This window comes from Nonomuraea sp. NPDC050328 (genome assembly GCF_044459405.1).
Classification (GTDB): domain Bacteria; phylum Actinomycetota; class Actinomycetes; order Streptosporangiales; family Streptosporangiaceae; genus Nonomuraea.
The window spans coordinates 289,469-314,291 of record NZ_JBITIW010000007.1; the positions used below are offsets into that span (position 1 = coordinate 289,469).

The window sequence follows — 24,823 nt, forward strand, 5'->3', positions numbered from 1 at the left end:
CCGGCGGGTCTGCCAGTTGTCCGGGTCGGTACGTATCCGATGCCAAGCTCCTCAGCGGCGGGGTCGCCTGCCGCGAGGACGTCCTTTCGAGGCGGTCTTTCGAGAGTTGATCAGGGCGGCTGCCAGGTTGAGGGCGGCCGCCACGAGAGGCAGGAGGGCGGGGATCACGTCCATGAGAGCGCCTTTCGGGCTAGCTGGCCGGTACTTATCGCAGGCCAGTGGACCTTCATGGCATCGCGAAGGGCAGGGGTTCGGCATCGGATACGTACTAACCCGGACTACCGGGTATCTGCTCGCGCGTCCCTTGGGCAAGCTGAAAGCGGTACAACTCGGCGCAGAGCACGGCCGGCTCTTGCGGGGTTCGGCGCTGTTCGCTGTTGCCGCCGAACGGCCTCGGCCGGGCCCCAGCGGGACAGGACTAGGGCGTGTCCGTTAGATCTTGGCGTTCGGCTGAGGTCGATCACCTGGTCGGGTTGTGATGGTGGCATGGTCCGTCGTCATGAACTGACCGATGCCGCGTGGGCGCGGATCGAGCCGCTGCTGCCTGTCGAGCCGGTCTAGGGCAGGCGGTGGCTGGATCACCGGACGGTCTTGAACGGGATCTTGTGGAAGCTCGCCACCGGTGCCCCGTGGCGGGATCTGCCCGAACGGTACGGCAACTGGAAGAGCGTCTACGAGCGCCTACCGGCGCTGGGCGGCCGACGGCACGTTCGACGCCCTACTCCAGTGATCATCTCCTGCGCGCGGTGGTGTGTTCCGGTCTTGACTCTCGTCGTCTCTGCCTCCGCCTGCGCGCAGGAGCCAGGTGAACCCTTCGATGCGCCCGTAGAGGTCGTCGAAGGGGCACCCGGCCTGTCCTCGCTCACTCTGAGCGGCGCCGGAAAGTGGATACGGGAACACCACCTGCGCCAAGATCGAGCGAAGCGCAGTGGCCGAGTCGGCTACCACAGTCACGGTCATGATGACCCTTCGCCCCGTCTGCCGGGATACGGGTGAACTCGTTGCCGGGTTCGGCGCCGACCTCGCGAGCTCGATCACGCTGAACACCCTGCTGGGCCACCGGAAGGTCGTGAACTCGGCGGGTAGGGAGGTCCGTGTTCGCCCTCACACCGGGGAGACGTGGGTAGAGACATACAGGCAGTGCCTCAAGCAGGGATGATCGATATGTCGACGTTGCAGGGCCGCTGAGCACCAGCGCCACTGTCAGCTCTCGCTCGAACCGCCTGTGACCGGCATAGCGCCATCATCGGCGCGGAGCGGGCGCACGGGCAGGCCTGTTCGTCAAACAGTGACCTGGCCCCAGCCGGTTCACCGGGTTCAACCGGTTCAGCAGGTGGTGAGCATCTCCTGCAGGGCTGTCTTCTCGCTGGGCTGGAGGGTGAGCTGCCAGTTGTGTTTCACGCTCACCCAGCTCAGCGCGTAGGTGCACCAGAAGCTGGTCAGCGGCGGCTTCCAGGCGCTGGGGTCGCGGTCGCCTTTGTGCTGGTTGACGTCGTCGGTGACGGCCCACAGCTGGGAATCGGCCAGGGAGTTGGCGAACTGGCGGCGTTTGGCCGGCGTCCACCGCGAGGCCCCCGATCGCCAGGCTTCGGCCAGCGGCACCATGTGATCGATGTCGATGTCGCCGGCCTGGTGCCAGACGGCGCCGTCGTAGGGGCTGCGCCACGTGCCAGAGGTTGCGGCGCAGGAGGCGTTGGTGACGACGTCCTGGCCGTCGCGCCGCAGCACGGTCTCGCGCACGTTGCAGGTGCCGGCCACGGCCGCCCAGTGCGGGAACAGGTCCCGGTCGTAGGAGCCGGCGTTGCTTTCCGGCGCCACGGTCAGGCCGGCGAGCTGCGCGCTGGCCGCGACCACGGTCGGGATCCCCGGCGGCCCGGCTGCTGCAGCGGCCGGGCCCGCGCCGAGCGGGACGACGAGCACGGCGGCGGTGGAGAGGGCGAGGTGCGCCGGGCGCATGAGCGGCTCCTTCTGCCCCCGTGTCCCGGCCAGCGTCATGGCTGGTCATCTGCGGGCGGGAGGCAAGCAGAAGATCTCAAACCGCCGCCCGTTCGTGCTGGTCATCGGCGAACTTCGGCATGGCGCCGCACGCCCGGCTCTCATGGACGCCTCAAGCACTTGATCAAGGTTCAGAGGCGTTCTGCGAACAGAGCCGTAGTCATGTGGCGCGCGTGCGCCCAGCGGACCAGGAATCGAGCGCGACGCGCAGCGCCCTCAGAGCTGAGGCCGTCCCTGATCACCGACCTGCCGTCGAGCCAGGGCCGAGGCATCGCCGATGCCAACCGTCGCGCACTCCCCCGGGATCCGGCGCATGGACCTGGGCACGACCGCTTGCTGCGAGCGGGCCTGGGCGCACCCCGCCAGCTCTTTCTGCCGTGGGGCTTGGAGTGCGTCTGATCATCAGCCCAGTTGATCGCGGGTAAGAGCAGCCTGGCGCTGCTCGTCCTCCTGGGTTCAGGGCGTCAGCGATCAGTCGGGTCCCTCTCGCGGCCACTCCCCACCTGGGGTCTCAGGGCTCAGGGTGTTTGTCCAACCGCACGTGCAACGGGACCACCCGGTACAGTTCCCGGCCATCGGCGACTGAATAGGCGTAGGACACCGAAGAGTGGCATTTCCACCGCAGCGGCCCATGACCGCCACGCTCCGCGAAGTGCTCCACGCCGGCCCTGGCGCGCTGCACGCTCACATAGACGTGTGCCCAGTAGTGGATATGCGCCTTCGGCTCTGCGGCGGTTTGATCTTCGACCAGGTACACCACGGGTGACTCGCTAGGTAGACCCATGACCCGACGGTAGCGAAGCCATCCCCTTCCCGGACGTTGATCAGCTTTTGATCTCCTTGGATCCACATGGCGATAACGACCTTTATCGCCATATTGAGGGTGTAGGGTCGGGGCATGGATGGTGCTGAGGGAACGGGCCGGCTGGAGTTCCGGAGTCGGCCGTGCGCGGGCGCGGGCCGGGTGTGCCCTTGGCGGCGGGATGCGGACCTGACGGCTTTCTCCGACGAGGACATGCGCCGCCTGATCACGGCCAGCGAGGGCGACACCCGCGGTGGTGCGTTCACCGCCGAGGTCGCCGAGCGCATGTTCGAGGGCCGCCGCATGGCGTGTCATCTGGATCAGCCCGGCACCGCGCACGCGATGCGGCTGTGCGCGGGCTGGCTGGCGGTGGTCGGCCCACATCACGCTCGGGCCCGGATAAGTGTGCTGTGCGGGCAGTTGCCGCCCGAGGCCCTCTACCCCGACACCAGCGCCTGGCCCGACCTGGTCGACGACCTCAAGGAGCTCCTGCAGCGCCGCGAGGCCCAGCTCGCCGCGCTCGCCGAACTCGACGGGGACGACCGGGCCGACGAGGTCGCCGCGCGGGAAGGGCATGCGGGATGAGCACCCCGGCAGGCACAGCTCCCCCGGATCCGGTCGACGGTGCGGAGGCGCGGCCGCTGGACCCGTCCGCCGCCGCTACACCCGCCTCCTCCGCCGGGGTGATGGATCTGACCGCGCTGACCGGCGGCGCCGTCGTCGTCTCGAGCCCGCCGAGGCGCGGCGCCCCCGCGTCCGGCGACGAGGCTGACGACGAGGCCCGCGACGGTGAGGAGGCGGCGTGGGGCGAGCTCATCCCGCTGGGCGCGCTCCCGGTCAAGCTGCCGCCCAAGGGCACCTCTCCCCCGGCGCGCACCGCCCCCGAGCTCGCCGCGCTGCTGCGCACCGCCGGCGCGGGCGAGCGGCTGCTGCAGGCGACGGGCGGCTGGCTGATGTCGGAGCGGCGCGCCTCGCCGGCCACGCAGCAGGCCTACATCCAGGACGTGTCCTGGTGGCTGTGGTGGGTGCAGGCCCGCGGCCTGATCATCGCCGACGTCGACTTCCTGGAGACCGACCTGTACGCCGCGGCGATGCGGCACGCCGACTGGGCCAGCGCCACCCGGGCGCGCCGGTTGTCGGCGGTGCGCAGCTGGTACGGCTACCTGATGCGCGCCGAGGCCGCGCAGCGCAACCCGTTCGACGGGATGGAGCTGCCCAAGGTCCGCTCGAAGGTCACCCGGCATCTGACCGGCGGCCAGCTGCAGGCGATGCTCAGCCACGCGCTGGCGTTCGAGAGCGTGCGCACGCAGGCGATCATCGCGACGCTGCTCGACACCGGCTGCCGCATTAGCGAACTGCTCACCCTCACCGTCGCCGACTTCGGCTACAACGCCGGCGAGCGGGTGCTGAACCTGCGGGCCAAGGGCGACCGGGTGCACCAGGTCGTGATCGGCCGCCGCACCGCCGACCTGCTGGACACCTATGTGCAAGAGCGCGGCGCCGGCGCGGGGCCGCTCTTCGTCTCCCGCAGCGGGCTGCCCTTGCGCCGCTCGTACGTGCTGGAGCTGGTGCAGCGGGTGGCCGGCGCGGCCGGGATCGAAGAGCCGCAGACGCTGGGGCTGCACTCGATCCGGCACAGCGTGGCCACCGACCTGGCCGAGCACCTGCCGCTGGAGGTCGTGCAGCGGCGTCTCGGGCATGCCGACCCGCGCACCACCCAGCGCTACACCCACGACGACGGCCTGCACCGCGATCCGGCGCGGCACGCCGACCGGCGCATGGCCGCCGCCCGCGCGAACGCCGACCAGCGCACGGCCGCTGACGGGGATGAGCGCTAAGCCGCGGGGCCGCCTGACGGCTGGTCAACCTCGACTGCCGCGCTCGGGGGACGAGCAGCATGTGACCGGACCGCCGAGCGATCACGGCGGTCGTGCACGGCGTCGACTGCGCGCTCCTGCTCCCATCGTCGGTGTGACGACCTCCAGCCGGGAAACCGATCACCATTGTCCTGGGAAAGCGGTCTTCCGGCCCGGTACCTCGTCTAAGGCCGGACGCACTCGTGAACACCCCTCAATGAACCGTTCCGTGGTCGAAGGTCGGCGCTCGGTCGAAAGCAGCAGCGGACAGCAGGCGCTGGCGTTCCGCCCGACGCAGCGCCTGTGCGTCTGGGTCGGCGACAGGTGCGGCAAGCAGAAGTCGCTGAGTGTAGGGGTGGGAGGGAACGGTGGTGACTTGCCACGCCTCGCCCTGTTCCACGATCTCACCGCTCAACATGACGGCGACACGCCGGCTGACGTGCTGCACCACCGCCAGGTCGTGGGAGATGAACAGGTAGGCCACGCCGGTCTGCTCCTGGATGTCGCAGAGAAGCTCGAGCACCCGGGCTTGGGTCGACAGGTCAAGCGCGGATACCGGTTCGTCGCAGACGACGAGCTTGGGGTCGAGCGCGAGGGCCCGGGCTATCGCGATGCGCTGGCGCTGACCTCCGCTGAACTCGCGTGGGAGCCGGTCCAGAGCGTGAGCCGGGAGCGCGACCTGGTCGAGCAACTCGATGGCGCGGCCCTCGGCTTGGCGCGATCTGACGCCCCGGGCGATCAGCGGCTCGAGCAGAATCCGACGGATCGTCATTGACGGATTCATCGAGGTGTAGGGGTCCTGGAACACAACTTGGATCTCGCTCGCGAGCTGCCGGCGTCGTCCGCGAGTGGCATGCCCGATCTCCTCGCTGCAATAGCGGACGCTCCCCTCGGTGACAGGAGCCAGTCCGAGCACCGCACGGCCCAGCGTGGACTTGCCCGATCCCGACTCGCCGACGAGCCCGACCGTTTCCCCGGCCCGTACATCGATGCTCACCCCCTTCAGGGCGCGGAATGGGCGGGCGCGAAACCCTCTTCCCGGGTAGTCGACCACCAGGTTGCTGATCTCCAGCAGTGCCTCACTCATGCCTCGGCCTCTCCGGTCGCCCGGGCATCGGTGTCCAGCGTGGGTTGAAGGATCGCGTTGAACAACGCCTTGGTGTAGGGGTGGCGCGGGTCCGCGAACAGGGCGCGGACCGGCCCGGTCTCCACGATACGACCGTGGCGCATCACCGATACGTAATCGCACAGGTCGGCGACGACGCCGAAGTTGTGCGTCACCAGGATCATCCCCATGCCGAGCTCCTGCTGCAGGCCGCGCAGCAGGTCCAGCACCTCTGCCTGCACGGTGACGTCCAGCGCCGTCGTGGGCTCGTCAGCGATGAGCAGGTCGGGTGAGCACGCGATCGCCCCGGCGATCAAGATGCGTTGGGCCATGCCGCCGGACACCTGATGCGGGTAGGCGTCGAACGTGCGGCGCGGGTCGGGGATGCCGACGCGCGCCAGCAACTCAAGAGCGTGAGCGGTCGCGGCACGTTTGCTCATCCCTGCGCGCACCTGCATGGGCTCCACCAGCTGGCTGCCGATCCGGAAGGACGGGTCGAGGTTCGACATCGGCTCTTGCGGGATGTAGCCGATACGTTTTCCCCTGATCTGGTCCAGCTCCGGTTGCCTGGCGCAGGTCAGCTCGACGCCGTCGAACGTGATGCTCCCCGCGCTGATCCGCCCGCCGGGCGGCAGCAGTCCGAGGATCGACCAGGCCGTCTGAGTCTTGCCCGATCCGGACTCCCCGATCAGGCCGTGGATCTGGCCGCGTTCTACTGACAATGATACGGAGCTGACCACTTCGACGGGCGCCGCCTCGGGCTGGTCGTAGGCGACGCTGAGTCCGCCGATGACCAGCAGCGGGCTCGTCGTTTTGGGGTTCGGGGTGCTCTCATGGACGATCACGGGGTCGGGGTCGGGGTCGGGCTCCGCGGCGCGGGCGGCGGCTTCCCGGCGGCGACGGCGGGCGGAGGTTCCTGTGCGCTCCAGCTCGTCACGGACGACGTTGGCCAGAAGGGTGAGCGCGACCGATGTGATCGTGATGGCGAGGCTGGGCCAGATCAGCAGCGACGGCGCGGTGTACATGTTGGTGAAGGCGTCGTTGAGCATCATGCCCCACGTCGGGATGTCCGCATCGCCGAGGCCCAGGAACTCCAGGCCCGACTGGATGGTGATCGCGAGCGCTCCCATCATCGCGCCTTGCAGTAGCGCCGGCCCGCGAACCATCGCGAAGATGTGGCGCCCGATGATCCTGGCGTCGGTCAGACCGGCGACGCGGGCGGCATCGACGTACAGTTCTCCGCGCACACCCCGGACCGAGACGTAGACCAGGCGGTAGAAGGCGGGTGCCATCAGTACACCGAGGATCGCCATCGTGGCCCACATGGTGGGCCCGATCACCGCTATCGCGGCGATCAGCACGATCACTCCGGGCAGTGCCATGATCAGGCCGTTGATCCAGGATGTCACCGCGTCGAACCAGCCGCCGTAGTAGCCGGCGACAAGGCCGAACAGGATGCCGATGGTGGCGGCCACCACGATCGCGACTGCGGCCCCGGCCAGGCTGAAGCGGGCCCCGTGCAGCAGCCGGGCCCAGACGTCGCGGCCGGCGCTGTCACCGCCGAGAAGCAGGTCGCCGCCGGGCGGCGCGAAGATGCGCTCGAAGGAGGTCGTGAACGGGTCATGTGCCGACAGCCAAGGTGCGAAGCAGGCGCCGAGGATGAGCAGCAACAGGACCGCGGAGGAGATCACCCCGGTGGGGTTGAGCAGGAACACCCGCTTGGCCAGGGATGCACGTGCGCGTGGTGGCAGGGCGGTTGAGACTGGGACGGTCACCGAATCGCTCACGACAGCCTCACTTTCGGGTTCAGCCATCCCTGTACGAGGTCGATGACGAGGTTGACGGTCAGCACGAGGATCGCGGTAATGATCACGAGTCCCATGACCAGTGGGATGTCGCCGCGCAGTGAGGACATGAAGGCCACCTGGCCCAGGCCCGGGATCGCGAAGACCTGCTCCACGATCACCGCTCCGCCGAGAAGCCCGATGAACTGCAGCGAGGTCACCACTAGCGCCGGCCCCGCGGCGTTGCGCAGCACGTGACGGTACATGGTGCGCCGTGCTGACAGGCCGCGGCTGCGCAGGGTGCGTACGTAGTCCTGGCGCAGAACGTCGAGGACAGAGCCGCGCACCTGCTGGGCGATGGTGGCGACGCCGCCAACGGCGAGCGCGAGGATCGGCAGGGTCACCGTCGACAGCCAGCCGGTGAAGGAGTCGGTGATCCGGACGTACCCGGTCGGGCTGAACCACAGCAGCGTGTGCGCGAAGAGCCAGACGAGCGCGAGCGCGATGAGGAAGCCGGGGATGGCGCGGCCGATGAACGAGGTCATTTGCACCGCTCGGTCCACCGGGCCGCCGCGCACGGCGGACCACACGCCGAGCGCGACGGCCAGGATTGCGCTCAGGACGGTTGCTCCGAGCACGATGGACAGCGTCACGCCCAGCCGGATGGCGAGCGCGTCCGTCACCGGCTGGCTGGTGAACCAGGATCGGCCGAGGTCACCGGTCACGGCGTGGGCGAGCCAGTTGAGGTACTGGTCGGCCAAGGGACGGTTCAGGCCGAGCTCCAGCGTTTTGCGTGCGACGATCTCCTCGCTCGCGGTGACCCCGACGATCCGGCGGGCGATATCTCCGGAGCCGACGTAGAGAAGCGTGAACGCGATGACGGAGATGGCAAAAATCAAGATCACGCCGGACAGCAGCCTGCGCAGAATGAAGACGATCATGGATGTTCCCGAAGGGGTGTGCGCTGGCTCCGGTCGGCGCGCCCCCGAGTGCGCGCCTTCGGAACCATGTCGGATCAGCGAGGTTGGATCGTCCACAGGTTGGGGTGGACCTGACCTGTCTGGAACGTCGCTGTGGTGGTGGCGTCGACCACGAAGGTGGCTTGCGGCCGGTACCAGGGGTTGAACCACGCCTGCTCGACGATGTAGCGGTTCAGCTCCTTGGCTGCCTCGTCCGCCTCCTTCTTGTCTCCGTCGCGCAGGACCGTGGTGAGCTTCTCCACCGTGGAGTCCTCGTACTTGAACGGATTCCACGGCGCGTTCTTCGTCAGCAGGAACTGCGACAACTGCCAGTCCACGATGTCTTGTCCCTGCATGAACACCGAGGCGGAGAACTTACCGCCCATCATGTCGGCGAAGATGTTCGCGCCGGGGTCGGTGAACTCGACCTTGATGCCGATGGCTCCTAGTTGCTGGGCATAGAGCGCATGCGCAGATTCGGGGAACAGCCGGTTTTGCACCTTCAGGGTGAACCCGTCCTTGTAGCCGGCTTCGGCCATCAGTTGCCGGGCCTTGTCGGGGTTGTAGGTGTAGTAGGTGTCAAGCTTGGCGTCGTAGCCGGGGGACGTGGGCGGGAAGATCTGGCCGGTCCGCTCGCCGACGCCCTGCGTCATCGCCTTGAACATGGCGTCGGCGTCGATCGCGTAGTTGATCGCCTGCCGGACGCGCTTGTCGCCGAGCGCAGGGGTTAGCTTGCCGGCGCGGTCCCATAGCAGCAGGCCGAGGAAGTTGACCGAGCCGGTCACTGTGCCGAAGCCAGCCGCCTGGACTTCCTCGAGGATCTGGTTGCTGGTCAGGTTGGCCGCGTTCACCTGCTTGCCCTTGATGGCGTTCAGCAAAGCGGTCGGGTCCTCGAAGACCTTCATCACGATCTTCTTGTAGTGGACGTTGTCGGGATTCCAGTAGTTCGCTTTGGCGTCGAAGGTGTAGCTGGTGCCGATGACCGTCTCGGCGGTGTTGAGCGTGTACGGCCCGGTGCCCACCGGGTTGTTCTTACTGTCGGGGTTGTCGAACGTGGCCGGGCTCTGCATGAGGCCGCCGTTCTGGCTGAGCAGGTTCAGCAGGGCCGGGTTGCGTTCGCTGAGGCGGATCTCCACCGTCTTGTCGTCGACGGCGGCGACATCCGCGACGCTGCGGAACAAGTTGGCGCTCGGGGAAGTGCCGTCGCGGAAGCGCAGCAGGTTCTTGGCGGCGGCGTCGGCGTTGAAGGGCTGGCCGTCGGAGAAGGTGATGCCGGAGCGAAGCTTCAGGGTGAGCACGGTCTGCTCGGGGTTGTAGGACCACTCGCTCGCGAGGTTCGGCGCATGACTCCCGTCGGGTTTCATGTGCAGCAACGAGTCGTACACCGCTTGAAGGTAGGGCGCCTCGTTGGACCAGTAGGCGTCGATGGCGGCCAGCGTTGAGGGGGCGGCGAGCATACCGAGCTGCAGAGTACCGGCCGGGCCTGAGCTGTTGGTCGCCGCGGACCCGCCCGGCTTTGCCGAGCAGCCGGTGAGGGCGAGTGCGGCTGCGGCGATTGCCGCCAGTCCCCTCCATCGTCTCGTCATGTGCTCTCTTCTTTCTGCGGTCGGCAGGTCACTGCCAACGTGCGGTGGGGGGTGGTCAGAGCGCGTGCACGGAGCCGGCGTGCCGTAGCACCCAGTCGGCGAGGCGCGCGACGGTGTGCCGTGCGGCCTCATCCGGCTCGTTCAGGAAGCCGTGCCGCGCTCCGGGCTCGCACACGTACTCGACGGTGCGTCCCTGTTGGCGTAGCTCGGTGGCGAAGAGCTGCCCGGAGGCGCGCAGGCTGTCGAGCTCCGCGTCGACGATCAAGGCCGGCGGCATGAAGCCCAGTTCATGACCACCGGGGAAGGCACGCGGATCGTCGAGCAGTTCGGCATCGCCCAGGTAGTTGAGCGTGAGGCCTTCGATGCTGTGGAACTGGATCCACTCGCCCGCATCAAGCGTGGCGAGCTTGGTGAGCAGTTCTTCGGCCGGTTCAGGGAGGCGGGAGTGCGCCTGCGAGTAGACGAGCGCGAGTGCGCTGGGCAGGGCAGATCCCTGCGCGTGCGCGGTGCTGCATACGCTGGCGGCGAGTGCGCCTCCCGCGCTCGCGCCGCCGAGCACGGGATTGCCACCCAACCAGGCCAGCACGTCCTGCACGTCATGCACGGCGGCGGGATAGCGTTGCCCCCCGCTGCGTCGCATCCAACGCTCGCGCACCTGCTGCGGAATTCGCTGCCATCGCGGTTCGTCAAGCGGTGGAACGGGAGCGAGACGATAGTCGACGGCTACGACGCCGATCCCGCGAGAGGCGAGCTGGCGGCAAACCCAGTCGGACTCGGGCATGTCCAGACTGCCGTCCACGAACCCGCCTCCGTGCAACCAGATCAGACTGACACGTTCTCGAACGCCATAGCGGCGGATAGGAATGTGGGTGCCGTCGCGGCCGATGACCACCTCGTCGACGACGCGGGGCTCGATCTCGATCCACTCAGCGGGCTGCGCGGGCATGGTTCCTCCCGGTCTTCCGATCCTCACGGGATCGTCGGAGTCGGTCGCCGTCCACACCGGATCTTCCGGCGTGCGGCGATGTTATGCCGCGACACGTCATAAGTCAACGACGTGTAACACCCGCTTCATCGGTCGCGGGGGAGGTGTTAGTTGTCGTGTGAGGCTGCCCCGTGCACGGCGAACTGCGGCCAAGAATCCAGAAGCGGGGAGGAGAGGACCTGGTCTACGACGGAGACTGCGGCCCCGATCACGCCCGCGTTGCTTGAGTGCGCCGACAGGCGCACGTCCAGGTCCTTGGTGGCCAGGGGCAGTGCCCGCTCGAAGACCACCTTGCGGAGGGAGGGCAGGATGAAGTCGTCGGCGTGGGAAACGCCGCCGCCGATGACGATCAGGGAGGGACCGAAGAAGTTCACCAGGTCGGCCAGGACCCGTCCGACGCTGGTGCCTGCCTGTACCAACAGGTCGCGGCTGAGGTGGTCGCCGTGAGCCGCGGCTCGGTTAACGTCTTCCGCCGTCAGGCGCTCGATGTCGCCTCGTTCTTCGGCGATGCGCGCCAGCTCGCTGCTCTCGCCGCTGTGGGCGAGCCGCCAGGCCATTCTGGCCAGCGCCGATCCGCCCGCGTACTCCTGCAGGCAGCCGACCTTGCCGCATCGGCATTTACGTTCCGAGGCCGGATCCACGCAGAAGTGTGCGATGTCCCCGGCTGAGCCTTTGGCGCCGCGATGCAGCCGGCCGCCCGAGACGACGCCGCAGCCTATGCCGGTACCCAGCTTCACATAGAGAAAGTCGTCGACGTGTCTGGCCTGGCCTGCTCTGAGTTCTCCCAAGGCCATCATGTTGACTTCGTTGTCGATCCACACGGGTAGGCCGAAGCGTTCCTCCAGGCGTTCGCGCAGGGGGAAGTCGTGCCAGCCCGACAGAATGGGAGGTGCTACAGGGCGCCCCGTGGCGAACTCCACCGGGGAGGGAATTCCGACCCCGATGCCGACGACGGGCGCCTCGTCCGGGCCGGTGGACAACAGCCCGGCCAGTACCGCTTCCGCGCGCTGGAGGGTCTTTTCGGCCCCCTCGGTCACGCGCCACGGCTCCTGGTGAATGGACAGCACCTCGCCGGCCAGGTCGGTCAAGCCGACGCGCAGATGGGTCACGCCGACCTCCACGCCAAGCACGCAGGCCGCCTCGGAGCGGAAGCGGAGCTCGCGGGGGGCCCGTCCCCCGGTGGAGCGGCCGGTGCCGGAATGAGCCAGCAGGCCGCGGTCGATGAGGTGTTTGACACGCTGGGAGACCACGGTGCGGCCGAGCCCCACAGCTGTGCACAACTCGCCGATCGTCCTCAGGCCGCCCAGTCGCACGTGGGCGAGAAGAGTGGCGTCGATCTCTTCGGTGGAGGGGAACATCCGCGTCACAGCGGTGCCGTCGCCATGTGCCGTTCGGGGGTGCATCGGTCACCTTCGGGTTCGCTGGCCTTGACTTATCTCGTCACGCGACACAACATACTCGTCATCCGGTCCAACTGATCGTACCGGTCATCCGCTCGCACAGTGCCGTCCATCCGGCGCGTTGCGAGCGCACGCAAAGGAGCTGCGACTTGTTTCGCGAGAGGATCATCGTCGACGACTCGCTCGTCCATACGCCTGCGGGGGCCGAGCTGCGGGTGCGGCTGCCCTGGTACCGCGCGCTGCCGCTGAGCGTCATCGAAACGCTGGAGGTCGTCATCGACGACGTCCGCGTCGATGAGCAGGCGTTGCGCATCCGCGTGAACGGTGGTTGCTGGGGCATCGCCGAGGCGCGGCAGCGCTGGGACGAGGTGTGGTATGTCCTCGACGATGCCACCGTCGAGCTCAGCGGCCTGTACCTGAACCCTGCCTCAGAGCATCGTTGCGAGGTCACGCTCGCCGTCCGCATCCCCTATCTGCCTGTGTCCGGGCGAGCGCTTGTGGTCTCCGAACGAGACGTCAAGACGATGCCCGCGACGCCGCTACCCGTCGAGGAGCTGGTCCCGTGACCGATCTCGTTGTTCCCAAGCTGGGCGTCACGCTGTACAGCTTCACGCCGTACTTCCACGCGCGCCAGTACACCTTCGAAGACCTGGTGCGCATCGCCGCCGAACGCGGGCTCGGGCCTGGCCTGGAGATCGTCGGATTCCAGAGCATCCGCGACTTCCCCGCGCTTCCCGACGGCTTCGCCCGATGGTTTCGCACCCTCGTTGAGGAGACCGGGCTGGAGCTGTCCTGCCTGGGGGCCAACGCCGACGCAGGTCTGCGCCACGATCGGCTGCTGACCGAGGACGAGCTGGTCGAGTACATGAGCTTGCAACTGCGAGCCGCGCACGAGCTGGGCTTCCCTGTCGCGCGCGTGCAGCACTCGGTAACGCCGCAGCTCATGGCGCGGCTCCTCCCTCTCGCTGAACAGCTCGAGATCAAGATGGGCATGGAGATCCACAGCCCCCACAGCGTGCACCACCCGAAGGTGCAGGCTCTCATCAAGCTGTATGAGAAGGAGCAGTCTCCCTACCTCGGGTTCATCCCGGACTGGGGCGCCTCTCTCACCCAGCTGCCGCCGAGCGCATTGCAGACCTACCGCGAGTGGGGCGTCTCTCAGGAACTCCTGGACGCCTACCGCGACCAATGGGACGAGTTCCATCGCCAGCCGGTCATTCGCACCGACGCCGAGCAGGGCGCGCAGTTCCGCAAGATGCGCGAGCTCAACGAGGCCTTCGGCGGTGACGACATCTCCGTGCGGATCGGCACCAACAGCGTCGGCCTGTTCGGGCACCAGCGCCCAGAGGACTGGCGGCTCATCATGCCCTGGGTCGTGCACGTGCACGGCAAGTTCTACGGCATCGACGAGCACGGGAATGAGCCCTCCGTGCCGCACAACCTGCTGTTGCGCGATCTGGTGGAGGCCGGCTACTCCGGCTATATCTCCACCGAGTGGGAGGGCTGGCACTGGAACACCACCGACGACCCGTTTGACATGGTCGCGGCCCAGCACCGCCTCAGCGAAAAGATCTTCGCCCAGCTGCGCGAGGAGCGGGAGGCGGTGAAGCATGCCGGTTGACATCGATGTGATTGTCGTGGGCAGCGGCCCGGCAGGAGCCAGCGTCGCGAGGCGGATCGTCGAACTGGACCCTTCTGTGCGCGTCGTTGTGCTTGAGGCCGGCCCCGATCTCACGCCGACAGCCCCCGGGCATAACATCCGCAACCTGCCGGTCGAGGAGCGCATGGCCCTGCAGGCCGCGGTGAGCGGTCCGCAGCCGGACGGCTTCCGTCCTTTCGGATCTCGCCCGATCCATGCACGCCCGGGCACGGTACTTCTGCACGAGGACGACGGCACCAGTGACGGGCAGCAGGGGATGCCCGCCGCGGCCCTGTCAAGCAACGTCGGCGGCATGGGAGCGCACTGGACGTGCGCTGTCCCGCGCCCGGGCGGATCGGAGGTGATCCCGTTCCTTCCCTGGCAGGCGCTGGAGACCGCGTTCTCCGTCGCCGAACGGTACCTGAGTGCCACGACAGCGGCTTTCGCCGAGTCTGTCGCGAGCAAGACCATCCTAGACGCGCTGTCAGCTCGATACCCGGCTCTCACACGTCGGGTCGGGCCCATGCCGCTCGCGTGCACCCCTACCCAGACGATGCCGCGCTGGACGGGAGCCGACACGATTCTCGCGGCGGCGGCTGCGGTCGAGGTCCGGCCGAACTGCCTCGCCGTCCGCATTCTGCTCGACGGCCAGCGGGCGACAGGGGTCGAGGTCGTCGACACCACCACGGGAAGCCGTCACCTGGTGGAAGGCGGGAACGTCGTCGTCGCCGGTGACGCGCTGCGTTCTCCGCAGCTGTTGTGGGCCTCCGGCATTCGTCCCTCGGCGCTTGGGCGGTACCTCAACGATCAGCCTCAGGTCACCGTCGGCGCGCGGGTGACCCTGCCCACGCTTACCGAGTCAGGGCTGAGCGCGAGCGACATTCGCGACGCGCTCACCGGCGTGTGCTGGGTGCCCTTCGACGACGACCATCATCCCTTCCACGGCCAGGTGATGCAGCTGGACACCTCCCCGATCCGCTTCCACGTCAACGACGACCATGATCCGCGCCCGATGGTCGGACTCGGCTGGTTCCTGCCTAAGGACATCCGCCGCGAGGACCGAGTGTGGTTCGACGAGGCGGCGCCGGACACCCATGGGCTGCCCACCATCCGCATCGACTACGGCCTGTCGGCGCGCGATTGGGAGAACGTCGCCCGTGCGAAGGCTGAGGTCGGAGCCCTCGCCGATCATCTCGGCACGCGCACGCGCGACCCGCAGCTGATGCCGGCCGGCAGTTCTCTTCACTATCAGGGCACCGTCAGGATGGGACAGCACGACGACGGTACGTCGGTCTGCGACCCGCAGGGCCGGGTCTGGGGCACTGAGAACGTCTACGTCTGCGGCAATGGCGTTATCCCCACCGCGACGGCCTGCAACCCCACGCTGACCGGAGCAGCTCTGGCTGTTCTCACCGCGGAGGCGATCGTGGCCTCCACCATCTCCGCCGAGCGCTGACCCATCACCGGCTCGCGGGCGTTCCCGACAGGAGTGCGTCCGCGAGCAGCACATCGTGCAGGAGTTCCGGCAGATCGTGGACCTCGACAGCCGAACGTAGGGCGTCGACGACCCGCCGCAGGGAGCGCCGGGCAGCCGTCTCGAACACCCGCGGTTGCTCCCGCACACCGTGACGGTCCTCCCAACGCAACACGACCGTATCGTCCAGTTCGTCGGCCGTGACGCGGGTCCGAGTCGCGTGCAGCGCGTGCCCGTCAAGGAAGACCGGGCCCTCCATCGCGGACACCGCGAGCGTCACCGCGACGCCGGTGCGCGACTCGCACAGGGCGACGAGAGCGTGGAGGCTCATCGAGGTCTGCCTCATCACCAGCTCTCCGGCGAGAGTGCGCCCCCAGCCGGCGGCATCGGCGGCGACGGACGACAGCGTTGCGGCCGGGCCACCGGCATCGATGACGACCGCGTGGGGAGTGGGCGGGCGAGCAGCGTCGGCGACATCTGCCGGGAGACGGGGGCGGTCCAGCACGACAGGCCGCTTTCCGGCCGTCTCGATCAGGCGCGCCACCTCCTGTGGCGGGGCGTACTGCGGTGCCGCGACCACCAGCGCACATGCGCCCGCGGTGAGGGCGTCTGCCGCGCGTTTGACCCATCCGCTCTGCCCGCAAATGACGGCGACCGCGTCCCGCTGCTCGACCGCAGCGACGGTGGTCTGCGGCAGCTGGCTCGCCGTGTAGGCCGAAACTTCGCTGAAGATCGCAATCCTGCTCATCGTGGGATCGTGCCCAGAAGGTGGGCCGCAGCCGCGTCAGCGAGCTCGATGCCGTAGCGCGCGTCATGGAGGATCGAATCGTAGTCCGTCACCTCGTCGCCATCCAGGCGGGCCAGGAGCGCCTGCCACTCAGCCAGGTAACCGTCGACCGGGGAACGGGGCAATCGGTACTCGCTCTCCGGCGTCCTGATGCGCGCCACCGCGGCCCCCGCACTGACGAAGGCGGGTGGAAACATCAGGTCCACCCGCTCATGTCCGGCGACCGCCCGCAGGTGCCACAACGCATCCGCACCGCCGGTCGTCATCACGACGGTCAACGCCACCAAGACGTCGCCGGCCCGGTAGCCGAGGGCGTACCCGAGCGGGCTGAGCAGACGCGCGTACTCCACCCGCAGGCGGCCGGGAGCCAAGGCCCGCAGCAGCGGCACGTCATGAATACCTAGCCCCAGCACCAGGCGCCTGAGCGCCGCCGCCTGACCGGCACGATCTTCACTGCTTCGGGGTCGACCACGGTCTGGGAGTGCGACCCCTTCCGTCACCACGTCGTGGTAGCGATCATTGGGTGGCAGGCTCGCTGTGACGACGACCGATCGGAGCCGGTGGCCGGCCAGTCGATCACGCACCCTGCTCCACGATGGGTCGAACGCGTGATGGGTGCCGACGACCAGGGCGACACCAGCCTCACGGCATGCCGTGACCGCGTGTACGGCGTCCGCGGTCGTCTCGGCCAGGGGCTTCTCGCAAAGGATTGCTCGCTTGCCCGCGGTCACGCAGCGGCGGATCTGTGCGGCATGCTGCGCTGGCGGGGTGCACAGGACCACGACCTCTGCCTCGGGATCGGCGAGTACCCCTGACAGGCCGGTCGAAGAGCGGGCACCGACACGCTGGGCAAGGGCTCGGCTTCCCTCTCCGCTGCGATCAGCGATGTGGACGATGCGGGCCACCTCGCCCAGCCGGGCGAGGGTGGGTAGGTGTACGGCGGCGGCCCCTGGGCCCGAACCGACAATCCCGACGCCGACAGGGCGGCAGTTGCTGGCGGGAGGCACCGATCGCCTCTCAGATCCCCACGTAGTGGCCGTGGCTCTGTTCGACTGCCGCCAGGACCCGTTGCACGCGCAGGCCGTCCTCGAAGGACGGCTGCGGGTCGGCGCCGGTGGCGATCGCCTCCAGGAAGTCCTTGACCTCGTGAACGAAGGTGTGCTCGTAGCCGAGGCCATGGCCGGGAGGCCACCACGCGCCGACATAGGGGTGATGCGGTTCGGTCACCAGGACTCGCTCGAATCCACCCCGCTCAGCTGTGCACCACAGTTCGTTCATCGCCTCGAAGTCGAAGTACAGGCTGCCCTGAGATCCGTTGACCTCGATGCGCAGCGAGTTCTTGCGGCCGGTGGCCATCCGGGTGGCTTCGAACGAACCCAGAGCACCGCCCTCGAAGCGTCCGACGAAGAGCGCGGCGTCATCGACGGTCACCGGCTCCATGGCCTGACCGTCCGGGCGTGGGCGTTCCTTGATGAACGTCTCGGTCAGCCCTGTCACACCGACAACGTCTTGACCGATGAGGAATTGTGCGGTGTCGATGATGTGCGCTCCGATGTCGCCGAGCGCGCCGGAGCCGGCCTTGTCCTTCTGCAGTCGCCAGACCAGGGGGAAGTCCGGGTCGACGATCCAGTCCTGCAGGTATTGGGCGCGTACGTGGCGGATCTGCCCCAGCCTGCCCTCGGCGATCACCGCTCGGGCCAGCGCCACCGCGGGGACACGTCTGTAGTTGAAAGCGACCATGCTCTTCGCCGTGGACTTGGCGGCCGCCGCTGCCATGGCCTCGGCCTCTTCCACTGTGTTGGCCAGAGGCTTTTCGCAGAGCACGTGCTTGCCTGCTGCCAGGGCGGCGATGGCGACCTCTGCGTGCAGATCACCGGGTGCGCAGATGTCGATGACATCGATGTCGTCGCGCTCGATCAGGCGGCGCCAGTCGGTCTCGGCCGACGCCCATCCCAGGCGCTGTGCCGCAGCTCCCGTCGCCTCGACGTCGCGGCCGCAGATCGCCCGCATCGCGGGGGTGAGCGGCAGGTCGAAGAAGGCGCTGACGTTGCGCCACGCCTGGGAGTGCACACGCCCCATGAAGGCGTATCCCACCATCCCGATTCCGATTTCCTTCATCACAGTCCTTGGGGTTGCGGGCAGCCACAGCGAACGAAAGCACGCTAGAGGTCCTGAATGGCAGGATCAGGGAGCCAAAAAACGATACGCTTCTAGCCTGATGCGAGCAAGATATGCCGCACCACGGTACAAGTCAATGATCGGTAGGCTCGCATCGTGCCGGACACCGCCTCGGGATACCGCAGCCGCAACTCCACCGCCGACCGGGCGCTGGACATCCTGCTCCTCTTCGACGACGACACGCTGGTGCTGCCCGCCGCGCGGGTGGCCGAGCATCTCGGCGTCTCCCGGTCCACCGCCTACCGCTACCTGCAGAGCCTGACTGGGATGGGCTTCCTGGAGGAGAACGAAGGCGGATCCGGCTTCCGGCTGGGCCCCCGCGTCCTGGATCTCGCCCGGCTGGCCCGCAAGGGCATGGGGCTGTCAGAGCTGGCCCGCCCGATCATGCGCGAGCTGGCACAGGCAAGCGGCTACCCGGTTCTGCTGACCCGCCTCACCGGCACGGCGGTCTCCTGCTTGGAGCGGCAGGATGCCAACCAGGTGCTCCGCTTGTCCTACGAACGCGGCCAGATCCTGCCCGTCAATGCGGGCGCTGCGGCGCTCGCCCTGCTCGCCTGGGCCCCCTCTGACGTGATCGAACAAGTCTTGAGCCAACCCCTCAGCCGCTTCACTGAGGCGACCGTCGCCGATCCTGAGGATCTTCGGGCTCGGCTGTCGGCCATCCGCGCGCAAGGCTACGCCGCCTCGCGGGGAGAACTGGATCCGGACGTGCTGGGCATCGCCGCCCCGGTGTTCGGCACCGGGCCGGCACCGGTGGCGGCGATCAGCATAGCCGCGCTGTCCCATCGGGTTCCGGACTCCGAGGTCTCCGGCCTGGCACAACGCGTCGGCAAGGCGGCCGAGGAGCTATCAGCGAGGGTCACACGGCTGGAGTCGGCCTGATGAAGGCGCGCAGGAGTTGGGCCGCTGACCCAGCGTCGGCTGCGGTGAACACCGCGGCGACGTAGCGGTCCGGTTTGACCAGGACGAAGCGGCCACGCGCCGCGCCGAGTGCCGCCTCGAGCCGGCCGTCGGCGTCGGCGATCGCCTGCCGCTCGGAAAGGGGCCGAGGAAGCCGATCGCCGAGCACCACGTCGATGCGTCGGACCCGCGCCAGCTCCGTCGTACGTGCCCAGTCGACGGCATCCACGTCCACGCCGAGCAGCGCGAATCCCTCTCCCAGCGCCTCATCCAGCAGGACCGGCCGCAGCCCGGGAGGTACCAGGACGAGCGGTTGCGGCAGCTGGGTTCCCACGAGTCCCCCCTGCCCGAGCACGACCCCCTCGCGGTGGACGGTCCGCGGCCTAAAGCGCATCTCTTCCAGGTAGCGGCGCCCTGGCCCGGTCAGGCGCGCGACTCGGACGAGAAGGTCTCTGGTCATGGCCCGCAGCCTGCTGCTGGTCATGACCACGCGCCCGAGCCGTTCGGAGAAGGCAACGATCGCTGTGGCGTGCGGACGGCGCTCGGCCTCGTAGGTGTCCAGCAGTCGCTCCTCGCAGCGGCCATGCCAGACCTCGGCGAGTTTCCAGGCGAGGTTCGCGGCGTCCCTGACGCCCGAATTGAGCCCTTGACCGGCGAAGGGTGGCATCATGTGGGCCGCGTCCCCGAGCAGCAGGCACCGCCCGTCCCGCCAACGGTCGGCGATGACCGCGTTGAAGGTATACGTGACCGCCCGTTCAACCTCTGCGGCGGTGATGTCGCGATAGGGCGCGATCAGCTGCTGGATCAGGCCGAACTCCGGCCGTTCGCCAGCCGCCGCCTCTCCCTCCCGCAGCCGGAACTCGTAGCGGCACCGCCCATCGCGCCCTGGCACGATCACCGTGGGCCGGTCCGGCATGCCGAGGTGCATGCCGTACCGCTCGCTGTGGTGGTCTCCGGTGGTGTCGGCCACCAGCCAGACCTCGCGATGGCTGGTCCCGGTCATGTCGATCTTCTTGAGTTCACGAACCGTGCTGCGTCCACCGTCGCAGCCGAGCACCCAACTCACCTCCACCTCGCCGGAGTCGAGCTCGGCTATCGTCGTCTCGCCTTCGCGCAGGCCGACGAGCGCGGTGCCGAAACGCACCTCTACCTCAGGCCGGTTCTTCAGCGCCTGCAGCAGGACCCGTTCGAGCTCCGGCTGGGCGAACTGGTTCTTGAACGGAAAGCCCAGCCGGTAAGGCTGCGGGCCCCGCGCGTGGAACAGCATCTGGCCCTTCCGCCCGAAGTAGCGGGTCCCGGTGCCGGGTACGACGATCTCCAGCACCGCCTGGTCCAGGCCGGCCATCTGCATGGTACGCAGCGACTCGTCGTCCAGGCTGATGGCTTTGGCCTCGGCGCTGGTCGTGGCGTTCTGCTCGACCAGCAGGACCGCCACGCCTCGCGCGGCCAGAAGGTGGGCCATGGTCAGCCCGACTGGTCCCGCACCGACCACCAGGACGGGAGGCTGAGCCGTCATGCCGGCAGGTGCTTGTCGAGAAAGGCCCAGGTGCGCTCCCATGCGGAGGCCGCGGGCCCGGCGCGGTACATGTGGGGCCGCGCGTCACAGGCGAAGGCGTGCCCTGCCTCGAAATAGACGTGCTGCTCGAAGTCAGCGCCCACCTCGATGAGCGCGGACTCGATGGCCTCGACCTGGTCGGCGGGGATGGTGGGGTCGTCCGCGCCGACGTGCAGCAGCAGCGGCGCAGCGATCGAGCCTGCCCGGTCCAGGACGGCGTGCGGCCCGGCCGCGATGCCGGGGCCGTAGAAGACCACCGCCGCGCCCAGATCGGCAGTGGCCGTGGCCGCCGTGAACGCGGCTCGCCCGCCGAAGCAGAACCCCACCACCGCGACGCGCTGCGCCGGTATCCCGCGCTTTCGCAGCACGTCCAGCGTCGCGTGCACGTCGTCCACGATCTGGTCCGGCCCGATTGCGCCGATCAGCGGCATGGCCTCGGCGTGCTGGTCGTAGGCCAGTTCCCGGACGCCGCTGCGGTGGAACAGGTCCGGCGCCAGGGCCAGGAAGCCACGGGCCGCGAAGCGCCGGGCGATGTCCTGGATGTGGTCGTTGACGCCGAAGGCCTCCTGTAGCACGATGACCGCCCGAGTCGCGGGGGCGGACGGCTCGGCCGTGTAGAGGCGCATGCCGGTTGGCGCTTCAGTCCATGTCATGATCGTTGTGCCTTTCTGAGCAAGTATTGATAGCCGGCCTCCAGCTGAGCTTCGGGCCAGCATTCGGCCTGCTTGGCGCGCGCTTCACCGGCGTCGGAGTGGTCACGCACCTGGCCGGCGGCCATCGCCGCGAGCTGGGCCCGGCAGGCTCGCTCCAGTAGGACGGCGTGCATGACCGCGGCGGCGATGCTTTCTCCCGCCGCCACCAGCCCGTGCCGGGGCATCAGCGCGGCCGGCGCGTCACCGAGAGTCGTGGACAGCGCGGCACCCAGCTCCGGCGTCTTGACGAGCCCGCCGGTCCGCTCGAAGCGCGGGACGTCGAGGCCGCCGAAGAGCGCACCGTCGTGCGAGAGGGGTAGCAGCGGGGTTCCGAGCGCGGCGAACGCGACCGCCGACTCGGCGTGGGTGTGCACCGAGCAGGCGACGTCGGGCCTGGCCCGCATGATCTCCAGGTGGATGTGCACCTCGACGTGCGGTTTGGCCGACGTGGCTGCCTGCCCGTCGTAGGAGACGAGTTGCACGCGATCCTCGGTGACCTCTTCCAGCCCCCAGCCCGGCGCCTTGATCCATACACCCCGACCGTCAGGATCGCGGACGGCGACGTGACCCCAGACCATGTCGCCCTGGCCGGCGGCGGCCAGGGCCCGGCTCGCCGCCACGACCTGCGCGATCACCGGCTGAATCCCTTGACCCCCTGTTTGGTGGACTTGGCCACCTGCGGGATGGCCCGGGAGGAGGCCAGCCGGAGGTACTCGTTGCGGTCGTCGTGGATGCTGGTGAAGGCGACGCCGACGGGGATGCGGACGAAGTCGCCCGGTTCCAGCTCCAGTACGCCGCGCTGGGTGACCAGGGTGCGGTGTCCGCTGATCTGGTAGTGGATCTCGTCGGCGTCGCGGTTGCGGGTGTAGACGAGCCCGTCGGAGGACTCCACAACCGCCTTGCCCAGCAGGGTCTCCTTGGAGCGGTAGAGCCAGGAGGTCTGCTCGGCTCGCTGGACGCGGATGCGGTCACTGTCGCGGTGCACCTGTTCGAGCAGCACCTTCTCGTCGGTGGGCGCCATGACGATGTGGTGCTCGACCCGGCCGCCGAGGCACTCGGTGGTCAGCTCATTGGTGATCACCGGCTCCCAGCCGGGGAAAGGCGGGAACAGCGCCTGGGAGCGGCGAACCTTCTCGCCCAGTTCCTCGACGGGAGCGGGGATGTAGAAGAGCAGGTGGATGTCCTCCCGCCCGTAGTTGTCGTGGGCGACGCTGACCGGGATGCGGGAGAAGTCGCCCGCCCTGTGCTCGACGCTGCCCAGCTCGGTGATCAACGTGCGCTCGCCGCATACCTGATAGGACATCTCGTCCACGTCGCAGTTGCGGTGGTAGAAGCCCTGCCGGTTGTTCATGGTCTGCCACTCGACGCGGATGAAGTCGCTTTCGTAGACGCCGCGCGGCGGGCCGAACGGGCCGGGCAGGTAGACCGGGTCGAAGTGGACCGCCTCGATGAGCGGGAAGTCGAAGGTACGGCCCGGTCTGGGCAGCGGGTCAGCGAGCAGCAGTTCCTCCTGCCGGTGCAGCACTCGCGGCGGCCGGTCGAAGGGGAAGGTGTGGATGTGTTCCTCGATCACAGGTAACCCTTTTCTGCGTAGTAGGCCCGCGCGCCGGGGTGGAGCGGGAGCGGCGTGTCACCGGGCAGGTCGATGGGGCCGGTCAGCGGCGGGAGCGGCATCGGGAAGCGCGCGCTGATCGCCTCCTTGCGCTCGTCGAGGGCACGAACTGCGGCGTAGGCGAGCTCGTCGGGCAGGTCGCGGGCGCAGTAGAGGTACCAGCCGGAGAAGTCGACAGTGGGTACGTCCCGCTCGACTCCCCGCAGCCGGCCGGCGCGCAGCACCCCGGGCGTCATGCCCATGTCGCGGCAGGTGTCGAGCACGTCGGCATCCAGCGGCAGGAACGTGAGGTCGTACTGCTGCGTGAGGTTCTTCCAACGCATCGTCATCAGCGCCTCGTCGAAGACCGCGTCGAACCCGGGGTCGACCGGCGGCAGGTCGGATGCGTGCAGCGAGGCGGGCCGATCGCGCAGCAGCTCGAGATCGTCGATGGCGACACCGTACTGGGACAGGACACGCTCGACCGCCCAGTGGGTGGGGTGTCCAGGACCTGGCATGGACACCTTCAGGCCCTTGACCTGGCTGAGGCTATCGATCCCCAGCTCCTTGCGCACGGCGAAGGCGAGCTGGTCGTCATGGGGGAAGGCGGCCAGGCAGGCCAGCGGGAGGTCCTGCAGCGTCAGATGCCAGGCGGGGGTGGTGATGGCCAGCTCGTAGCGGCCCTCGGCGACCAGGCGGGGCCCCTGCCAGGCGAGGCCGGCCGGCGCGTGCCCGGTGACGGTGGCGACCGTGGCGCCCGGGGGCAGCAGCTCGGCCAGGCCCAGGGCCAGCTCGCCGGCCACGGTCATCCAGTTGCCACCGGGGCTGAGGATCTTCACGGGGTCTCCTTCCGCACGGTGTTGCGGAGGATACCCACACCCTCTACCTCGACTTCCACCACGTCACCGTCGGCGAGGAAGACCTGCGGGTCGCGGCGGAAACCGACGCCGCCAGGGGTGCCGGTGAGGATGACGTCGCCGGGCTCCAGCCGGGTGAACTCCGAGGCCAGGCTGATCAGTGTGGGGATGTCGAAGATGAGCATCGAGGTGTTCGACGCCTGCATGGTCTCGCCGTTGAGCCGCAGGGAGATGTCCAGCGTGTGGGGGTCGACGCCGGTCACCAGTTCGGGGCCGAGGGGCGTCGAGCGATCCCACGCCTTGCCCTGCAGCCATTGGTGGGTCTTGTACTGGTAGTCGCGCATCGTGACGTCGTTGGCGACGGTGTAGCCGAGCACGTGGCCGAGGGCGTCGGCCCGGGAGATGCGCCGGCCGGGCTCGCCGATGACCACGGCCAGTTCGGCCTCGTAGTCCACCTGCCGCGATTCGGGCGGCAGCAGGATGTCCTCTTCGTGGCCGATCAGCGCGGAGGGGAACTTGGTGAACCAGACCGGATACGCCGGCAACTCGCGTCCCGTCTCGTCGACGTGCTCGCGGTAGTTGAGCCCGACACAGAGCACCTTGCCTGGAGTGAAACCGAATGACATAGTCTCAAAATACAGGAGGCATATCCTGAAAGATAGAACAGAAGGGTAACTT

Annotated in this window: 23 protein-coding genes and 1 pseudogene; 7 read left to right on the forward strand and 17 right to left on the reverse strand. The window is 68.4% G+C overall.

The features are described 5' to 3' along the window. Positions 1 to 486: 486 nt before the first annotated feature. Positions 487 to 724: pseudogene (locus tag ACIBG7_RS26635) on the forward strand (transposase); the annotation flags it as partial. Positions 725 to 1,326: 602 nt separating this feature from the next. Here the strand turns inward: ACIBG7_RS26635 and ACIBG7_RS26640 are convergent. Further along, positions 1,327 to 1,956, reverse strand: a complete 630-nt coding sequence (locus tag ACIBG7_RS26640; protein WP_397337960.1) for a DUF1524 domain-containing protein — start codon at positions 1,954 to 1,956, stop codon at positions 1,327 to 1,329. A 550-nt stretch (positions 1,957 to 2,506) separates the two neighbouring features. Next, complete coding sequence (locus ACIBG7_RS26645) at positions 2,507 to 2,755, reverse strand: hypothetical protein (protein ID WP_397337961.1); 249 nt, start codon at positions 2,753 to 2,755, stop codon at positions 2,507 to 2,509. Between the two features lie 138 nt (positions 2,756 to 2,893). Between ACIBG7_RS26645 and ACIBG7_RS26650 the strand changes: the two genes are divergently transcribed. Together ACIBG7_RS26650 and ACIBG7_RS26655 are read left to right on the forward strand one after the other, a co-directional pair. Then, on the forward strand, positions 2,894 to 3,382 hold the full coding sequence (locus tag ACIBG7_RS26650) for a DUF6283 family protein (protein WP_397337962.1): 489 nt from the start codon (positions 2,894 to 2,896) through the stop codon (positions 3,380 to 3,382). After that, positions 3,379 to 4,635: a tyrosine-type recombinase/integrase gene (locus ACIBG7_RS26655; RefSeq protein ID WP_397337963.1), complete on the forward strand. Its 1,257-nt coding sequence runs from the start codon at positions 3,379 to 3,381 to the stop codon at positions 4,633 to 4,635. The genes ACIBG7_RS26650 and ACIBG7_RS26655 overlap by 4 nt, the downstream gene beginning before the upstream one ends. A 232-nt stretch (positions 4,636 to 4,867) precedes the next feature. Here the strand turns inward: ACIBG7_RS26655 and ACIBG7_RS26660 are convergent, their stop codons facing one another. The 6 genes from ACIBG7_RS26660 to ACIBG7_RS26685 form a co-directional block, all read right to left on the reverse strand. Continuing rightward, positions 4,868 to 5,740 carry an ATP-binding cassette domain-containing protein gene (locus ACIBG7_RS26660; protein ID WP_397337964.1) on the reverse strand — a complete coding sequence of 291 codons (873 nt, stop codon included), beginning with the start codon at positions 5,738 to 5,740 and terminating at the stop codon, positions 4,868 to 4,870. Next, positions 5,737 to 7,545, reverse strand: coding sequence for a dipeptide/oligopeptide/nickel ABC transporter permease/ATP-binding protein (locus ACIBG7_RS26665; RefSeq protein WP_397337965.1), 1,809 nt, complete (start codon positions 7,543 to 7,545; stop codon positions 5,737 to 5,739). Before ACIBG7_RS26665 ends, ACIBG7_RS26660 begins: the two co-directional genes overlap by 4 nt. Further along, complete coding sequence (locus ACIBG7_RS26670; RefSeq protein ID WP_397337966.1) at positions 7,542 to 8,483, reverse strand: ABC transporter permease; 942 nt, start codon at positions 8,481 to 8,483, stop codon at positions 7,542 to 7,544. The genes ACIBG7_RS26665 and ACIBG7_RS26670 overlap by 4 nt, the downstream gene beginning before the upstream one ends. A gap of 74 nt (positions 8,484 to 8,557) precedes the next feature. Beyond that, the gene (locus tag ACIBG7_RS26675) at positions 8,558 to 10,087 is read right to left on the reverse strand and encodes an ABC transporter substrate-binding protein (RefSeq protein WP_397337967.1); all 1,530 of its coding nucleotides are present in this window, start codon (positions 10,085 to 10,087) and stop codon (positions 8,558 to 8,560) included. A gap of 55 nt (positions 10,088 to 10,142) precedes the next feature. Continuing rightward, positions 10,143 to 11,033, reverse strand: a complete 891-nt coding sequence (locus ACIBG7_RS26680; protein WP_397337968.1) for an alpha/beta hydrolase fold domain-containing protein — start codon at positions 11,031 to 11,033, stop codon at positions 10,143 to 10,145. 146 nt (positions 11,034 to 11,179) lie between these two features. After that, a complete protein-coding gene (locus tag ACIBG7_RS26685; protein WP_397337969.1) occupies positions 11,180 to 12,475 on the reverse strand; it encodes an ROK family transcriptional regulator in 1,296 nt (431 codons plus the stop codon). 146 nt (positions 12,476 to 12,621) lie between these two features. Here ACIBG7_RS26685 and ACIBG7_RS26690 point away from each other — a divergent pair, with 146 nt between their 5' ends. From ACIBG7_RS26690 to ACIBG7_RS26700, 3 genes are read left to right on the forward strand one after another with little or no spacing between them, the layout of a single operon-like run. After that, entirely contained in the window at positions 12,622 to 13,038 is a 417-nt protein-coding gene (locus ACIBG7_RS26690) for a DUF6379 domain-containing protein (RefSeq protein ID WP_397337970.1), read from the forward strand. Further along, positions 13,035 to 14,093, forward strand: coding sequence for a sugar phosphate isomerase/epimerase family protein (locus tag ACIBG7_RS26695; protein ID WP_397337971.1), 1,059 nt, complete (start codon positions 13,035 to 13,037; stop codon positions 14,091 to 14,093). Before ACIBG7_RS26690 ends, ACIBG7_RS26695 begins: the two co-directional genes overlap by 4 nt. Further along, on the forward strand, positions 14,083 to 15,567 hold the full coding sequence (locus ACIBG7_RS26700) for a GMC oxidoreductase (protein WP_397337972.1): 1,485 nt from the start codon (positions 14,083 to 14,085) through the stop codon (positions 15,565 to 15,567). Before ACIBG7_RS26695 ends, ACIBG7_RS26700 begins: the two co-directional genes overlap by 11 nt. A gap of 4 nt (positions 15,568 to 15,571) precedes the next feature. Here the strand turns inward: ACIBG7_RS26700 and ACIBG7_RS26705 are convergent, their stop codons facing one another. Genes ACIBG7_RS26705 through ACIBG7_RS26715 form a run of 3 tightly spaced genes read right to left on the reverse strand, consistent with a single transcriptional unit; the run spans position 15,572 to position 18,490 of the window. Continuing rightward, positions 15,572 to 16,333 (reverse strand): hypothetical protein, encoded by a 762-nt coding sequence (locus tag ACIBG7_RS26705; protein WP_397337973.1) that lies wholly within the window; start codon positions 16,331 to 16,333, stop codon positions 15,572 to 15,574. After that, positions 16,330 to 17,379, reverse strand: a complete 1,050-nt coding sequence (locus ACIBG7_RS26710; protein ID WP_397337974.1) for a Gfo/Idh/MocA family protein — start codon at positions 17,377 to 17,379, stop codon at positions 16,330 to 16,332. Before ACIBG7_RS26710 ends, ACIBG7_RS26705 begins: the two co-directional genes overlap by 4 nt. A 10-nt stretch (positions 17,380 to 17,389) precedes the next feature. Further along, positions 17,390 to 18,490 carry a Gfo/Idh/MocA family protein gene (locus ACIBG7_RS26715; protein ID WP_397337975.1) on the reverse strand — a complete coding sequence of 367 codons (1,101 nt, stop codon included), beginning with the start codon at positions 18,488 to 18,490 and terminating at the stop codon, positions 17,390 to 17,392. Between the two features lie 156 nt (positions 18,491 to 18,646). On the opposite strand from ACIBG7_RS26715, the gene ACIBG7_RS26720 reads away from it, so the two are divergent. Continuing rightward, a complete protein-coding gene (locus ACIBG7_RS26720) occupies positions 18,647 to 19,432 on the forward strand; it encodes an IclR family transcriptional regulator (protein WP_397337976.1) in 786 nt (261 codons plus the stop codon). Here ACIBG7_RS26720 and ACIBG7_RS26725 read toward each other — a convergent pair. Genes ACIBG7_RS26725 through ACIBG7_RS26750 form a run of 6 tightly spaced genes read right to left on the reverse strand, consistent with a single transcriptional unit; the run spans position 19,410 to position 24,771 of the window. Then, positions 19,410 to 21,008 carry a bifunctional 3-(3-hydroxy-phenyl)propionate/3-hydroxycinnamic acid hydroxylase gene (locus tag ACIBG7_RS26725; RefSeq protein ID WP_397337977.1) on the reverse strand — a complete coding sequence of 533 codons (1,599 nt, stop codon included), beginning with the start codon at positions 21,006 to 21,008 and terminating at the stop codon, positions 19,410 to 19,412. The genes ACIBG7_RS26720 and ACIBG7_RS26725 overlap by 23 nt on opposite strands. Further along, positions 20,963 to 21,631: a dienelactone hydrolase family protein gene (locus ACIBG7_RS26730; RefSeq protein WP_397337978.1), complete on the reverse strand. Its 669-nt coding sequence runs from the start codon at positions 21,629 to 21,631 to the stop codon at positions 20,963 to 20,965. Before ACIBG7_RS26730 ends, ACIBG7_RS26725 begins: the two co-directional genes overlap by 46 nt. Positions 21,632 to 21,654: 23 nt before the next feature. Further along, entirely contained in the window at positions 21,655 to 22,332 is a 678-nt protein-coding gene (locus ACIBG7_RS26735; protein WP_397337979.1) for a class II aldolase/adducin family protein, read from the reverse strand. Continuing rightward, positions 22,329 to 23,270 carry a hypothetical protein gene (locus tag ACIBG7_RS26740; RefSeq protein WP_397337980.1) on the reverse strand — a complete coding sequence of 314 codons (942 nt, stop codon included), beginning with the start codon at positions 23,268 to 23,270 and terminating at the stop codon, positions 22,329 to 22,331. Before ACIBG7_RS26740 ends, ACIBG7_RS26735 begins: the two co-directional genes overlap by 4 nt. Then, the gene (locus tag ACIBG7_RS26745) at positions 23,267 to 24,127 is read right to left on the reverse strand and encodes a TAXI family TRAP transporter solute-binding subunit (RefSeq protein ID WP_397337981.1); all 861 of its coding nucleotides are present in this window, start codon (positions 24,125 to 24,127) and stop codon (positions 23,267 to 23,269) included. The genes ACIBG7_RS26740 and ACIBG7_RS26745 overlap by 4 nt, the downstream gene beginning before the upstream one ends. Beyond that, on the reverse strand, positions 24,124 to 24,771 hold the full coding sequence (locus ACIBG7_RS26750) for a fumarylacetoacetate hydrolase family protein (RefSeq protein ID WP_397337982.1): 648 nt from the start codon (positions 24,769 to 24,771) through the stop codon (positions 24,124 to 24,126). The genes ACIBG7_RS26745 and ACIBG7_RS26750 overlap by 4 nt, the downstream gene beginning before the upstream one ends. Between the last annotated feature and the right edge of the window lie 52 nt (positions 24,772 to 24,823).

Excerpts from the sequence above, each read along its gene's own strand:
- ACIBG7_RS26705 (WP_397337973.1), bottom strand. The coding sequence starts at position 16,333 with ATGAGCAGGATTGCGATCTTCAGCGAAGTTTCGGCCTACACGGCGAGC.
- ACIBG7_RS26655 (WP_397337963.1), top strand. The coding sequence starts at position 3,379 with ATGAGCACCCCGGCAGGCACAGCTCCCCCGGATCCGGTCGACGGTGCG.
- ACIBG7_RS26650 (WP_397337962.1), top strand. The coding sequence starts at position 2,894 with ATGGATGGTGCTGAGGGAACGGGCCGGCTGGAGTTCCGGAGTCGGCCG.
- ACIBG7_RS26730 (WP_397337978.1), bottom strand. The coding sequence starts at position 21,631 with ATGCGCCTCTACACGGCCGAGCCGTCCGCCCCCGCGACTCGGGCGGTC.
- ACIBG7_RS26685 (WP_397337969.1), bottom strand. The coding sequence starts at position 12,475 with ATGCACCCCCGAACGGCACATGGCGACGGCACCGCTGTGACGCGGATG.
- ACIBG7_RS26725 (WP_397337977.1), bottom strand. The coding sequence starts at position 21,008 with ATGGGAGCGCACCTGGGCCTTTCTCGACAAGCACCTGCCGGCATGACG.
- ACIBG7_RS26715 (WP_397337975.1), bottom strand. The coding sequence starts at position 18,490 with ATGAAGGAAATCGGAATCGGGATGGTGGGATACGCCTTCATGGGGCGT.
- ACIBG7_RS26670 (WP_397337966.1), bottom strand. The coding sequence starts at position 8,483 with ATGATCGTCTTCATTCTGCGCAGGCTGCTGTCCGGCGTGATCTTGATT.
- ACIBG7_RS26680 (WP_397337968.1), bottom strand. The coding sequence starts at position 11,033 with ATGCCCGCGCAGCCCGCTGAGTGGATCGAGATCGAGCCCCGCGTCGTC.
- ACIBG7_RS26640 (WP_397337960.1), bottom strand. The coding sequence starts at position 1,956 with ATGCGCCCGGCGCACCTCGCCCTCTCCACCGCCGCCGTGCTCGTCGTC.
- ACIBG7_RS26660 (WP_397337964.1), bottom strand. The coding sequence starts at position 5,740 with ATGAGTGAGGCACTGCTGGAGATCAGCAACCTGGTGGTCGACTACCCG.
- ACIBG7_RS26750 (WP_397337982.1), bottom strand. The coding sequence starts at position 24,771 with ATGTCATTCGGTTTCACTCCAGGCAAGGTGCTCTGTGTCGGGCTCAAC.
- ACIBG7_RS26675 (WP_397337967.1), bottom strand. The coding sequence starts at position 10,087 with ATGACGAGACGATGGAGGGGACTGGCGGCAATCGCCGCAGCCGCACTC.
- ACIBG7_RS26700 (WP_397337972.1), top strand. The coding sequence starts at position 14,083 with ATGCCGGTTGACATCGATGTGATTGTCGTGGGCAGCGGCCCGGCAGGA.